Origin of the sequence: Nocardiopsis listeri NBRC 13360, assembly GCF_001570765.1 — a bacterium.
GTDB lineage: Bacteria > Actinomycetota > Actinomycetes > Streptosporangiales > Streptosporangiaceae > Nocardiopsis > Nocardiopsis listeri.
On record NZ_BCSH01000065.1, the window covers coordinates 1 to 12,642 of the forward strand.

A 12,642-nucleotide genomic window follows, 5' to 3' on the forward strand; every position below is an offset into this window, starting at 1 on the left:
GGGTGGCCACCGGCAACCTCGTCGCGGCCCGCCCCGCCGACACCGTGGAGGAGACCACCTCCGTGGACGAGGTGGACCGGGACGGTATCGAGTACGTCCTGGCCGGATCGCTGACCAGCGTGTGGATCTTCGAGTTGGTGGAGGTGCTCAAGGGTCGGCGCGACGTGGAAGAGGTCGAGCGGCGACTGTACGTGACCGCCGAACGCCTCCTCGCCTCCTTCTGATCTCCGCCCGGGTCACTCTTCGCCGAAGAGCAGTCCGAACAGCCCACCGAGCAGGCCTCCGGAGCCACCGTCCGGCTCCTCGCCCCCGGGTTCCTCCCCGGGGGCTTCGTCGTCCTCGGGCGGTGTCGTCGGAGCGGTGTCGTCCTCCTCCTCCGGAGTCTGGGGGGATCCGGGTTCCGGTTCGGGTGCCTGTCCCGGGTCGTCCTCAGGCCCTTGACCGTCCTCGGGGTCGGCGGCGTCCCCGGGGCCGTTCGACTCCGGTGCGGTGCCCGTGGTCGACTCCGGGGAGGGAGTCGCGGGAACGGACTCGACCTCGGGTGAGGGGTCGACACCGGGTTTGTTCTCGGAGGCGGTGGAGACCGTCTCCACCTTGGAGCCGTCGTGGCCTCGGCCGGTCTCGGCGGGGCCGGCGTCGATCATGGTCGGGGGAGCGCCCGCCATGCCGGCCCACCACCACAGCCCCAGGGCCACCGCCACCGTGGCCAGCCCGGAGACGGCCGGCAGCGGCCAGCGCCTGCGCTCGGGTGCGGGCAGCGGCGCACGCGTGTTCTCGTGGAGCGGCTGGTCCCGCGTGGTGATCCGATCGTCGGGCAGGGGACGCGGAGTGGTGGCGGGCATCGGGACCAGGGTCTCGTCCACATCCTCGTCCTCGATCGGGAAGACGCCGGTGACGCGGGCACGGTGGACCGGGTAGCCGTCCTCGGCGAGCGGTTCCATGGCCGCGGCGATCCGCCTGCGTTCCCCGGCGGCCTCGGGGGCCAGGCATGTGCGCACGACGCGTTCGCGCAGTCCGGGCGGGGCGCCGGGCGGGCGGAGCAGGGCCAGCGCGGAGGAGACCTGTTGGATCTGGTCGCGCCGGTTGGGGGCCGCGCTCTCCTCGGACTCCTCCGAGTCGTCCTGCTCGGACAGCCGGTTCAGGCCCTCCGCGGCGCGACGGATCGCCGAACGGGACAGTTCGTCACAGATCCGTGGTTCGAGTCCGAGCACCCGGGCCACCGCGGAGGAGGGCAACATGTGGCGCAGGTTCAGTTCGACGAGTTCGCGGTGGCTGGCGGGCAACCGGGAGAACATGCGCGCGACCGGGGTTTCGGCGGGCACGGTGGCCAGTCGGGTGTAGGGGCAGGTGTGCGCGAAGCCGCGCCGTTGGCAGGCGGCGCGTACCAGGGCGTAGAGCCAGGGGCCGCGATCGGCCGGGTCGCGGAGCTTCTTCTCCAGCACCACTCCGGCGACGAATCCCTCGTGGACTGCCTCGGTGACGGGGTCCTGCGGAGCACCCGGGGTGCCACCACCGAGCAGGGACCACGCGTACCGGTAGAGCGCCTGCGCGTAGGCGTCGTGGAGCGCCTCGACCGGTCCCGCCGCTTCGTCTCTTTCGTTACCTCTGGTCACGATTCTCCCCCCGCTGTCTGTGGTGACGCTAGCGAGGGGAGGGCCGTGGCGTGCGGGAATCGATCAGCTGTGTCCTGAAGGTGAGACTTCTGTTACCCGACCCACGAGGGCGGGCGCGTTCTCACTCTCCGCCGCGCGAGGGCTGACCGATCGCGACCATGCGTTCCACCGAACGGCGGGCGCGTTCGGAGGTCTCGGGGTCGACCGTGATCTCGGTGGTGCCGTGGCGCAACGAGTTCAACAGCTTGTCCGCGTCGATCATCTTCATGTAGTGGCACTCGGCGCGGGAGTTGACCGCCTCGAACTCCGTGTTCGAGTTGACGTTGCGCAGCTGGTGCAGCATGCCGGTCTCGGTGGCGATGAGGACCTTGGCGGCGCTCGTGTTCTCCGCGGCGGTGAGCATGCCGCCGGTGGACAGGACCTTGACCCGGTCCTCGGGGACGGCGCCGCTGCCGACCAGGTAGAGGGCGGAGGTGGCACAGCCGCACTCGGGGTGCACGTAGACCTCGGCGTCGGGCTCGGCCGCCACGCGTTCGCGCAGGGTGTGACCGTCGATGCCGGCGTGCACGTGGCACTCGCCCATCCATACGTGGATGTTGTCGCGACCGGTGACCCGCTTGACGTGGGCGCCCAGGAACTGGTCGGGGAGGAAGAGGATCTCCCTGTCCTCGGGAATGGACCTGATGACGTCGGCGGCGTTGGAGGAGGTGCAGCAGATGTCGGTCTCGGCCTTGACCGCCGCCGTGGTGTTGACGTAGGCGACCACGACCGCGCCCGGGTGCCGGGCCTTCCAGTCGCGCACGTCCTCGGCGGTGATGGTGTCGGCCAGTGAGCAGCCGGCGTTGGGGTCGGGCAGCAGGATGGTCTTCTCCGGCGCGAGGATCTTGGCGGTCTCGGCCATGAAGTGCACGCCGCAGAACACGATGGTGCTCGCGTCGACGCTCGCCGCGAGGCGGGACAGGGCCAGTGAGTCACCGGTGTGGTGGGCCACGTCCTGGATTTCCGGGCGCTGGTAGTTGTGCGCGAGGATGACAGCGTCGCGCTCCTCCGCCAGGCGGCGGACCTCGGCGGCCCATTCCTGCCTGGTCATGGTGTCCGCCGTCGCGGTGACCGTTGCCATGTCCTACTACTTCCTCGAGGCTGTGGGCTCGGCGTGCGGGTGCCGTGCCGTGGGAGGGCGGTGTGGATACCAGGTTTTCGACTGGCAGGCACAAACCTGGTGCAGCTTAACATGGCCGGGAACGGAAGGGACAGGGTGGATATCTCGGAGGTAAACGGACAGGCCACGCTCGCGGCGCACGAGGCGCTAGCGGTCGTCCTCCAGATCCGCGCGGGCCAAGTGTGCGTCCTGTTGTGGCGGCGGGCTCTACCGCCCTGCGAGGGAGAATGGGCCCTGCCCGGAGGCAGGCTCGGGGCCGAGGAGGATCTGGGCGCCTCGATCCGTCGACAACTGGCCCAGAAGGTCGATGTGCGTGACCTGAGTCATCTCGAGCAACTGGAGACGCGCAGCGAACCCGGACGCGACCCGCAGCGGCGCACGCTGGCCACCGCCTACCTGGGGCTGGTCCCCGCGGACATCGATCCGGTCGTGCCCGAGGACACCGACTGGCACCCGGCCTCCGGCCTGCCCCCCATGGCCTTCGACCACGCTTCGATCGTGCGTTCGGGACGGCGGCGTCTGCGCTCCAAGCTCGGCTACACCAACGTCGGTTTCGCGTTGGCGCCACCCGAGTTCACCATGTCGGAGCTTTCCGGCTACTACCGGGCCGCGCTCGGCCACGACGTGGCCGCCACCAACCTGCGCCGGGTGCTGCTGCGTCGAGGACAGATCGAGGAGACGGGACGTTCGGTGCCGTCGGGGCGTTCGGGCGGCCGTCCGGCGGCGTTGTTCCGGTTCCGGACCCGCGAGATGGAGGTGACCGACGCCTTCGCCGTCCTGCGCCCGCCCGGCCAGGCGTAGGTTCCCTCCTGGGTACACTCCCTGATCGTGGCAATTCGTACTGTGGTGTTCGACGTCGGCGAGACCCTGATCGACGAGACGCGCATCTTCGCGCGCTGGGCGGACCGTTTCGGGGTTCCGCACATGGCTTTCTTCGGCACCATCGGCGGCGTGATCGCCTCCGGGGGCACCCTCACGGACGGCTTCCGTCTGCTGGTCCCGGGATTCGACCTGGCGGCCGAGAGCGCCCGATGGCACGAGGAGGACCCCGAGGGCGAGCGCGAGCACTTCGGCGAGGGAGACCTGTACCCGGACGTACGCCCGGCCTTCGACACCATGCGCGAGGCCGGGCTGGGCCTGGTCATCGCGGGTAACCAGCCGGTCGAGGCCGGTGCGGCGCTGGTGGCGATGGACCTGCCGGTGGACGGCGTCGGCATCTCCGACGCCTGGGGCGTGGCCAAACCCCGCCCCGAGTTCTTCGACCGCACCCTGGACCTGGTGCGTGAGAACGTCCCCGACATCTCACCGGGCGAGATCCTCTACGTCGGTGACAGGGTCGACAACGACGTGCTGCCGGCGCGGGCGGCCGGCATGAGCACGGCCCTGCTGCGCCGAGGCATCTACGGCTACCGGCACGCGGCCGACCCGCAGGCGCGGCGAGCCGACGTGATCGCCGACGACCTCCACCAGGTCGCCGAATGGGCCATCCGGAACGCGCACTGACCACCGAAACGAGAGACGGAGGACACGGGCGCGATTCGGTCACGGGCCGCGTCGCGACGGTTTGTCCACAGTCTGCTCGGGTAACGTCGCTACGGTCTCGGACCGGCCGTCGCCCCCTGGCATCGCCGCCGGTCGGCATCGCCCCGCCCCCGAAGGAGAGCCCATGATCACGTTCGAGGGCGCAGCCAAGGTCTACCCCGACGGAACCGTCGCCGTCGATGAACTGGACCTGACCGTGGAGACCGGGCGGACCACGGTCTTCGTCGGCCCTTCCGGCAGCGGCAAGACCACCTCGCTGCGGATGATCAACCGCATGGTCGAACCCACCAGGGGGACCATCCGCGTCGACGACGTGGACATCCGTCAACAGGACCCCGCGAAGCTGCGCCGGTCCATCGGCTACGTCATCCAACAGGCCGGGCTCTTCCCGCATCGCACCGTCCTGGACAACATCGCCACCGTCCCGCTGCTGCTCGGCCGGCGCCGCTCCAAGGCCAGGGCCAGGGCCGCCGAACTCATGGAACTGGTCGGGCTCGAACGCTCCCAGGCCAAACGCTTTCCCCACCAGCTCTCCGGTGGACAACAGCAGAGGGTCGGAGTCGCCCGCGCGCTGGCCGCCGACCCACCGGTGCTGCTGATGGACGAACCCTTCAGCGCGGTCGACCCGGTGGTGCGTACGAGCCTGCAGGACGAACTGCTGCGGTTGCAGCAGGAGCTGCACAAGACGATCGTGTTCGTCACCCACGACATCGACGAGGCCGTGCGGTTGGGTGACCGCATCGCCGTGTTCCGCCCCGGCGGGCGGCTCGCCCAGTACGACACCCCCGAGCGGCTGCTCGCCGAACCGGTCGACGACTTCGTGGAGTCGTTCGTCGGTTACGACCGAGGGGTGCGCCGTCTGTCCTTCTTCCCCGCCGGCTCTCTTTCGTTGCGCCAAGACGTGGTCTTCGACACCGAGGATCGGGTGGAACGAGCCCGTGCCGCCGTGGTCTCCGACCGTGAACCCTGGGCACTGGTGGTGGACCAGGGGCGCTCGCCCCTGGGTTGGGTGAGCGCGCGTCGGCTCGACGAATCCCCGGCCGGGGTCACCCTCGGGTCGTTGGAGCTCACGCCCTACGGACACACCTTCAACGTCGCCACCGACTCTTTGCGCGCCGCGCTGGACGCCGCGGTCCTCTCGCCCGCCGGTCGGGCGGTGGGCGTGGACACCGACGGAGCGGTCCTGGGTGTGGTCTCCCAGGACGACCTGGGCGCCGCGATCTGGTCGGTGAGCGAATGACCGCGGCCTACGACTGGGTGAGCGGGATCGTCGATTGGGCGATCGCCGACTGGAGCCATCCGGGTGAGCCGGACCGCGGCATCCTGGCCCGGTTGCTGGAGCACATGCGTCTGTCGTACGTGTCCATCCTCATCGGCCTGGCCATCGCGCTGCCGTTGGGTCTGGCCTGCGTGCGCTGGAGACCGGTCTACCCGCCGGTGCTCACCGGGGTGAACGTCCTGTACTCGGTGCCCTCCATCGCCCTGTTCTTCCTGATGCTGCCCTACACCGGGTTCAGTGACTGGACCGCGATCATCCCGCTGGCCCTGTACACCCTGGTGATCCTGTTGCCCAACGTGGTGGACGGCCTGCGTCAGGTACCCGAACACGTGCGTCAGGCCGCCGTAGCCATGGGTTTCGGGCCGTTGCGTCGTCTGGTGTTCGTGGAGGTGCCGGTGGCGGTCCCGGTGATCATCGCCGGGTTGCGGGTGGCCTCCGTGGCCACCATCAGCATGGTCAGCGTCGCCTCCCTGGTGGGACTGGGCGGTCTGGGACAGCTGATCGTCAGTGAGGGTTTCCGCCGTCAGTTCGACGCCCCCATCGTCGTCGGCATCGTCCTCACCGTGGGGCTCGCGCTGGTCACCGACGCGGTCCTGGTCATCACCCAGCGGTTGCTCACCCCGTGGGCGTACGCCGGCAAGGGTCGCTCGGCCCGCAAGCGGGCGGCCCGCGCAGAGGCGGCGGACGCCGGCGACGACGCGGTCACCTCCGGCACCGTTTCCGACCACGGGGAGTCGCCGTGAACGTCCTGACCCTGCTGGTCGAGTGGTTCAGCGATCCGGCCCAGTGGACCGGGTCCGCGGGGATCCCAGCACGACTGGGCGAACACGTCCACTACTCGCTGCTGGGACTGCTGCTGTCCACCGTGATCGCCGTCCCGGTGGGTCTACTCACCGGACACACCGGCGTCGGCGGGTTCCTCACCACCAGCCTCGCCAACTTCGCCCGCGCCCTGCCCACCATCGGGGTGCTGTTCCTCATCGTGCTCCTGGCCGGGATCGGCCTGGTCCCGGTGGTGTGCGCGCTGGTGGCCCTCGCCGTTCCACCGATCCTCGTCAACACGCATGAGGGCGTGCGAGGGGTGGATCCCAGGCTGAGGGACGCCGCCGTGGGCATGGGCATGCGCGGGCGCGAGGTCCTGTTCAAGCTCGAACTGCCGGTGGCGACCCCGCTCATCCTCATGGGCATGCGCACCGCCGCGGTGCAGGTCGTCGCCACGGCCACCATCGCCGCCTACGTGGGTGTGGGCGGGCTGGGCCGCTACATCGTGGACGGCCAGGCCCGTCAGGACCTTTCCATGTTGCTGGGCGGTTCCGTCCTGGTGGTGGGGCTGGCCGTGGTCACCACACTCCTGTTCGCCGGGCTGCGGCGTCTCCTCGTCGCCCCGGGGCTGCGTGCCGAGGCCGCCGCCACACGCTGATCCGAAAAGAGGCATCTGACATGAGCAAGAAACTCGCCCTGGCCGGGCTCCCCCTCGTGCTGCTCCTGAGCGCCTGCGGAGGCAGCGACCCCTTCGAGGAGAGCGGTGACGAGGAGGGTGGTGAGAGCGGTGCCGTCGTCGTCGGTTCCGCGGACTTCCCCGAGAGCACCCTGCTCGCCGAGGTCTACGGTCGCGCGCTGGAGGCCGAGGGGGTGCCGGTGGACTACCAGCTCAACATCGGCAGCCGTGAGGTGTACTACGACCAGATCGAGGCGGGGGCGCTCTCGCTCTTTCCCGAGTACAACGGCGCGATCCTGGCCTACCTGGACGACGAGGCGCCCAGCGCCGACTCGGAGGAGACCAACGCCCTGCTGGAGGAGGCTCTGCCCGAGGGACTGGAGATCCTGGCCTCCTCCGAGGCCGAGAACAAGGACTCGGTGACCGTCACCGGGGAGGTCGCGGACGAGTACGACCTGGCAGCCCTCCCCGACCTCGCCGACGTGGCGGACGACCTGGTACTGGGCGGGCCGCCGGAGTTCGAGACCCGGCAGCAGGGGGTCATGGGTCTGGAGTCGGTGTACGGGGTGGAGTTCGGGGAGTTCCGTTCGCTGGAGGTCGCCCTGCTCACCAAGGCGCTCACCGACGACGACATCCAGGCCGCCAACCTGTTCACCACCGATCCGCAGATCGTGGAGGAGGGGTTCGTGGTCCTGGAGGACCCCGAGAACCTCTTCGGCGCGCAGAACGTCACCCCGCTGATCAACTCCGAGCAGGTCGACGAGACCGTCCGGGGGATCATCGACGGGGTCTCGAGCACCCTCACCACCGAGGAGCTGACCGAGCTCAACAAGCGGATCGTCGTCGACAACGAGAACGCCGCCGACGTCGCCCAGGAATGGCTGGAGGAACAGGGCCTGGCCTGAGTCCGACAGGACGGCGGGACCGGCCCCGGGGCGTGTTCACCCCGGGGCCGCCCGTTGCCACCCGCCGTTGACGGCCGTGGCCGACGCTCAGGGTTCCACCGAGTGGTAGCGCCCGCCCCAACGCACCATCGCGGGGCCGGGACGGTCCGCGCCCACCTCCGGCAGGCCCACCACGTCGGCGAAGAACACCGTGTGGTCGCCGACCTCCACCCTCTGCCGCACCGAGCACTCCAGGGCCGACAGGGCCTCGTCCAACACGATCGCCCTGGTGTGCTCGCCCCGATGGTGCGGCTGCCCCGACACCAACAGGCGGGCGCTGGGGCGGCCCTCGGCGGAGAACCGGCCGGCCAGAGCGCGCTGGTCGGCCGAGAGCACGCTCACCGCGAACGCGCCCACCTCCGCCACGACCTCGGCCACGTACCCCTCCGAGTCCACGCTCAGCATGACCACCGGGGGGTCCACCGACACCGACACCAGGGCGCTCACCGTCGCTCCGATGTCGTCACGTCCGTCCGCGATGGTCACCACCGTCACCCCGGTCGGCAACATCGCCATGGCGCCCAGGTAGGCGCCACCGTCCACGCTCAACGGATCTCCCACGTTCCGGGCATGCTCAGGGGGCCGGCGGCGGGCAGACCCAGGCGGGCCGCCACGTGCTCCAGCGGACCCCAGGCGCTCAGGACGGTCTGCGGCTCCATGGCCATGTCCTCGCTGGACTCGTGCGGACGCAACCGGTCCAACGGGTGGGTGCGCGGGAACGAACGCACCGGCAGCGCGCCGGCCTCGGCCTTGTCCCTGGCCAGCCGCACCGCCGTCGCCACACCGCCCAGCTCGTCGACCAGGCCGCGCTCCTTGGCGTCGGCGCCGGTCCAGATCCGGCCCCTGGCGACCTCGTGGATCTCGTCCCAGGTCCTTCCGCGTGCGGCGGCCACCTTGGTGACGAAGTCGTCGTAGATGCTGTCCAACAGGAGGTTGATCCGCTCCCACTCGGACTCGCTGAAGCCCTTCTCGGAGTCGAACATCGCGGAGTGCGCGCCCTGGCGCACCGAGTCCGAGGTGATGCCGAAGCGTTCCTGGAGGGCGCCCAGGACCGGCTTGCCGGTGAGCACGCCGATGGAACCGGTGATGGTGGCGGGCTGGGCCACGATCGCGTCCGACCCCAGGGCCACGTAGTAGCCGCCGGAACCGGCGACGTCGCCCATCGTCGTGATGACCGGCTTGCCGGCCTCACGGGTCAGTTGACTCTCGTGACGGATCAGGTCCGAGGCGATGGCCGAACCACCGCCGCTGTCCACCCGGAACACCACGGCCTTGACCCGAGGGTCCTGGCGGGCGGCCCGGAACGCCGCGCAGACGGTGTCCGATCCCATCACGGCGCCGCCCAGCGGGGAACGGCGGCTCTTGCCCAGGGTGATGCCGCCGGTTGCGGAGATCAGCGCGATGTGCGGGTCTCCGTCGACGAACTTGGGCTTGGGCGGGGTGACGTGCCCGCGGTGGTAGCGCACGACGAACCGCAGGACGGGCTCGGGCGACTTCTCCTGCTCGCCTCGAACCTCCTTCAGCAGGTCGTCGTAGACCTCGTTCCGGTAGGCGAGCCGGTCCACCAGCCCGGCCTCCAGCGCCTCCTTCGCCAGGATCGGCGCGGTGTCGATGAGCTCGCGCACCCGCCTGTCGGTGAGGCCACGACTCTCGACGACCGCCTGGACGATCTGGTCGTTCATGGACTCCACGATCCGACCGAACGCCTCACGGTGCGGGTCGGTGTACCCGGTCTGGGTGTAGGAGTTGACGGCGTTCTTGTACTCGTGACGCGTCCCGGCCTCGAACCTCACGTCGAGTTTGTCCAGGGCGCCCTTGTAGAACATGGTCCGCATCATCAGGCCGTTCAACCCCACCAGGCCGGTGGGGGACAGGACGATCCGGGTGAAGGCGGTCGCCAGGTAGTAGGGGAGGTTGCCGTCACCGGCCTCGCCGAAGGTGTCCGCCCAGGCCACCGCGGGCTTCCCACCGGCGCGGAAGTCGGCGACGGTGTCGCGCAGCTCCTGGACCTTGGCCGGGCCGAGTGAACGCGCGTCCACCCGCACGAGGAGCGCACCCACCTGCGGGTCGCGCGCACCGCGGCGGATACCCTCCAGTACCTCCAGGTACTGCTGTTTGCGCCGGTTCATGATCTGGCTCAGGGGGTCGCCGGGCGACTCGTCGACCACCCCTTCCGTCAGATCCAGTTCCAGGACCAGGGGACCCTGGGGGCGAGGGCCGAAACGGTTGAGGGACAAGGGCTCAGTGATCTTCGCGAGGTCCACCATGGGCCCAGGGTAGTCGCGACGGTTCCACTGTGCGTCGAGCCTGTGGATAGCGCTAGGGTCGACCTTGCTCCGAGCCGACGAGGACCCCATACGGCGGAGACCACAGAGAAGGGCGGGACACCATGGCGGGCGCGAAGGACCGGCTGCGGCGACGTGCGAGAAGGGGTGTCCAGGGCGCCGCGGTCGCGGTGATGGCACTGCTGACCCTCGGCGCCTGTGGCTCCGGGGAGCCCGAAGGGGCCGAACTGGAGCGCGGCGAGAGCGGCATGATGCCCGCGATCGACCCGCCCGGGCCGGAGGGGTTCGAGCACGTCGAGGTCGCCGGGGTGAAGATCGAGGCCCCCGACGACTGGGAGGTCCAGAACGAGGGCGGCCAGGTGTGCCTGACCCCGCCCGGGCAGAGCGCCTGCGCCTACGGTTCGGTGCGGTTGGTCCCCGAACAGGCCGCCGATCACCCCCAGAGCTGGCCCAAGAAGGACGACGCCTTCTACGACGACAACGGCTGGGCGGACAACACCGACAGCTGCCGCAGCCTCAACACCGCGGGCTCGGGCAACATCGGCGTGGACGAGGCGACCCTGGCCAACGGCAGCGGTAACGTCTTCGAGCACGCCGACGGTCTCAAGTCCCACCACTCGATCTGGAGCGTCACCTGCGCCAATGGCGACAACTTCGAGGTGCGCATGTGGTTCCTGCCCGAGAGCGACGTGATGCTCTACGTGTGGTCCGTCGACGCCCAGTACGACGCTCTCTACGACGAGATCGCAGCGTCCATGGACACCACCGCCTACCGCGCGAACTCCTGAGGCCGCGTTTTCTCGGCGTCCCCACTTCGCTTCGGCGTGGTCGGGCACCGAATGGGTCGGGAACCTTCGGTACCTCCAGAACCCTGACGGTGCTCGAACGGAAACCATCCAGCCGTCACCGGTGTCACGCCCTTCCCGGTATCGGTCGGCGAAGGCGACGAAAACCCCTACGGATTGCCCGAACCTCGTGTCCTGAGGGTGCACTGAGGCCATAGGCTCGTATTCGCTGAAGCAGTCAACGCGATTTGATGGGGTGCATGCGCAGGTGACCACCATGGGAACGTCCGGGCGGGTCGAGCAGTACACGCTGGACAACGGTTTGCGTCTCGTGACCGCTCCGGCCTCCACCGGTCAGGTCGCCGCGGTCAACCTTTGGTACGGCGTGGGTTCGCGCCACGAGGTGCCCGGGCGCACGGGGTTCGCCCACCTGTTCGAGCACCTGATGTTCCAGGGAACCGGAAACACCGACAAGGGTGACCACTTCGACGCGGTCGAGCGGCTCGGTGGCGACATCAACGCCTCCACCTCCACCGACCGCACCAACTACTTCGAGACGGTCCCCACCCACGCCCTGGACCTGATCCTGTGGCTGGAGGCCGACCGTCTGGCCACCCTGCGCGAGGGCATGACCCAGGAGGTCCTGGACAACCAGCGCGACGTGGTCAAGAACGAACGCCGCCAGCGTTACGAGAACCAGCCCTACGGCACCGCGCTGGAGCGCATCCTGGGTCTGGCCTACCCGGAGGGGCACCCCTACCACCATCCGACCATCGGATCGATGGCGGACCTGGACGCCGCGGACCTGGACTACGTCAAGTCCTTCCACAAGCTGCACTACGGCCCGGACAACTGTGTCCTGACCATCGTCAGCGACCTGGACACCGCCGACGTCCTGGCCCGGGTGGAGAAGTTCTTCGGCCACATCCCGGCCCGCGAGAAGACCCCCGAGGTCCCCGACTCCACCCTGACCGGTGGGCTGGGCGGCCCGGTGCGCGACGCGGTCACCGAGACCGTCCCCGCCGCCGGTGTCTTCATCGGCTTCCGGGTGCCCGCCTATGGCGAACGCGAGCACGACGCCGCCCAGCTGGCCGCCGCGGTCCTGGGACAGGGCCAGGGCAGTCGCCTGTACCGTTCGCTGGTCGTGGACCGCCCCATCGCCGCGGACGACGGCGGTGGCGCTGCGGACATCCTGCCGTTCCGCTACACCGACAGCCTGCTGCTGGTGAACATGCTCGCCCGCGAGAACGTCGACGGCGACGTGCTGGAGAAGGCCATCCGCGAGGAGATCGCCAAGCTCGCCGACGGGGTGGACGATGAGGAGCTCGACCGGGCCCGCGCCGTCCTGGAGCGCGAGCACCTGCACCACATCTCCGGCCCCTCCGGTCTGGCCGACACCATCGGTGCTTGCACGCAGCTGTTCGGCGACCCCGAGCTCGCCTACACCTGGCCGCAGCGCTGGGCCGACATCACCGCCGAAGAGGTCCGTGCCGCCGCCGCGCGCCTCCTGGTCGACGAGAACATGCTGGTCGTTCGGTTCGACCCCGAAGCCGGCGCCGAAGCCGACGCTTCCCGTTCCTGACCGCAGGCCCCGTCG

12 protein-coding genes and 1 pseudogene are annotated in these 12,642 nt (G+C 69.8%); 9 read left to right on the forward strand and 4 right to left on the reverse strand.

What is annotated here, in order from left to right:
* Nucleotides 1–224 (forward strand): annotated as a pseudogene (locus NLI01S_RS19280) (TetR family transcriptional regulator); the annotation flags it as partial.
* Between the two features lie 12 nt (nt 225–236).
* Here NLI01S_RS19280 and NLI01S_RS19285 read toward each other — a convergent pair.
* A complete protein-coding gene (locus NLI01S_RS19285) occupies nt 237–1,613 on the reverse strand; it encodes an RNA polymerase sigma factor (protein ID WP_067606618.1) in 1,377 nt (458 codons plus the stop codon).
* Nucleotides 1,614–1,734: 121 nt separating this feature from the next.
* On the reverse strand, nt 1,735–2,733 hold the full coding sequence (nadA, locus tag NLI01S_RS19290; protein WP_067606620.1) for a quinolinate synthase NadA: 999 nt from the start codon (nt 2,731–2,733) through the stop codon (nt 1,735–1,737).
* A gap of 111 nt (nt 2,734–2,844) precedes the next feature.
* Between nadA and NLI01S_RS19295 the strand changes: the two genes are divergently transcribed.
* The 6 genes from NLI01S_RS19295 (at nt 2,845) to NLI01S_RS19320 (ending at nt 7,936) form a co-directional block, all read left to right on the forward strand.
* Nucleotides 2,845–3,573 (forward strand): NUDIX hydrolase, encoded by a 729-nt coding sequence (locus tag NLI01S_RS19295; protein WP_067606621.1) that lies wholly within the window; start codon nt 2,845–2,847, stop codon nt 3,571–3,573.
* Between the two features lie 27 nt (nt 3,574–3,600).
* Nucleotides 3,601–4,275, forward strand: a complete 675-nt coding sequence (locus tag NLI01S_RS19300; RefSeq protein ID WP_223809304.1) for an HAD family hydrolase — start codon at nt 3,601–3,603, stop codon at nt 4,273–4,275.
* A 163-nt stretch (nt 4,276–4,438) separates the two neighbouring features.
* Nucleotides 4,439–5,554, forward strand: coding sequence for an ABC transporter ATP-binding protein (locus NLI01S_RS19305; RefSeq protein ID WP_067606623.1), 1,116 nt, complete (start codon nt 4,439–4,441; stop codon nt 5,552–5,554).
* Nucleotides 5,551–6,336 (forward strand): ABC transporter permease, encoded by a 786-nt coding sequence (locus NLI01S_RS19310; RefSeq protein WP_067606624.1) that lies wholly within the window; start codon nt 5,551–5,553, stop codon nt 6,334–6,336. The genes NLI01S_RS19305 and NLI01S_RS19310 overlap by 4 nt, the downstream gene beginning before the upstream one ends.
* On the forward strand, nt 6,333–7,013 hold the full coding sequence (locus NLI01S_RS19315; RefSeq protein ID WP_067606625.1) for an ABC transporter permease: 681 nt from the start codon (nt 6,333–6,335) through the stop codon (nt 7,011–7,013). Before NLI01S_RS19310 ends, NLI01S_RS19315 begins: the two co-directional genes overlap by 4 nt.
* Nucleotides 7,014–7,033: 20 nt before the next feature.
* Complete coding sequence (locus tag NLI01S_RS19320) at nt 7,034–7,936, forward strand: ABC transporter substrate-binding protein (RefSeq protein ID WP_067606627.1); 903 nt, start codon at nt 7,034–7,036, stop codon at nt 7,934–7,936.
* 87 nt (nt 7,937–8,023) lie between these two features.
* On the opposite strand, the gene NLI01S_RS19325 is transcribed toward NLI01S_RS19320, so the two are convergent.
* Nucleotides 8,024–8,491 (reverse strand): flavin reductase family protein, encoded by a 468-nt coding sequence (locus NLI01S_RS19325; RefSeq protein ID WP_190318531.1) that lies wholly within the window; start codon nt 8,489–8,491, stop codon nt 8,024–8,026.
* Nucleotides 8,492–8,520: 29 nt separating this feature from the next.
* A complete protein-coding gene (locus NLI01S_RS19330) occupies nt 8,521–10,242 on the reverse strand; it encodes a S49 family peptidase (protein ID WP_067606631.1) in 1,722 nt (573 codons plus the stop codon).
* Between the two features lie 122 nt (nt 10,243–10,364).
* Here NLI01S_RS19330 and NLI01S_RS19335 point away from each other — a divergent pair, with 122 nt between their 5' ends.
* Entirely contained in the window at nt 10,365–11,048 is a 684-nt protein-coding gene (locus NLI01S_RS19335; RefSeq protein ID WP_067606633.1) for a hypothetical protein, read from the forward strand.
* Between the two features lie 274 nt (nt 11,049–11,322).
* Entirely contained in the window at nt 11,323–12,627 is a 1,305-nt protein-coding gene (locus tag NLI01S_RS19340) for a M16 family metallopeptidase (protein ID WP_067606683.1), read from the forward strand.
* The last annotated feature ends 15 nt before the right edge of the window (nt 12,628–12,642 follow it).

Excerpts from the sequence above, each read along its gene's own strand:
- NLI01S_RS19305 (WP_067606623.1), top strand. The coding sequence starts at position 4,439 with ATGATCACGTTCGAGGGCGCAGCCAAGGTCTACCCCGACGGAACCGTC.
- NLI01S_RS19320 (WP_067606627.1), top strand. The coding sequence starts at position 7,034 with ATGAGCAAGAAACTCGCCCTGGCCGGGCTCCCCCTCGTGCTGCTCCTG.
- NLI01S_RS19340 (WP_067606683.1), top strand. The coding sequence starts at position 11,323 with ATGGGAACGTCCGGGCGGGTCGAGCAGTACACGCTGGACAACGGTTTG.
- NLI01S_RS19295 (WP_067606621.1), top strand. The coding sequence starts at position 2,845 with ATGGCCGGGAACGGAAGGGACAGGGTGGATATCTCGGAGGTAAACGGA.
- NLI01S_RS19310 (WP_067606624.1), top strand. The coding sequence starts at position 5,551 with ATGACCGCGGCCTACGACTGGGTGAGCGGGATCGTCGATTGGGCGATC.
- NLI01S_RS19330 (WP_067606631.1), bottom strand. The coding sequence starts at position 10,242 with ATGGTGGACCTCGCGAAGATCACTGAGCCCTTGTCCCTCAACCGTTTC.
- NLI01S_RS19325 (WP_190318531.1), bottom strand. The coding sequence starts at position 8,491 with ATGGCGATGTTGCCGACCGGGGTGACGGTGGTGACCATCGCGGACGGA.
- NLI01S_RS19335 (WP_067606633.1), top strand. The coding sequence starts at position 10,365 with ATGGCGGGCGCGAAGGACCGGCTGCGGCGACGTGCGAGAAGGGGTGTC.
- nadA (WP_067606620.1), bottom strand. The coding sequence starts at position 2,733 with ATGGCAACGGTCACCGCGACGGCGGACACCATGACCAGGCAGGAATGG.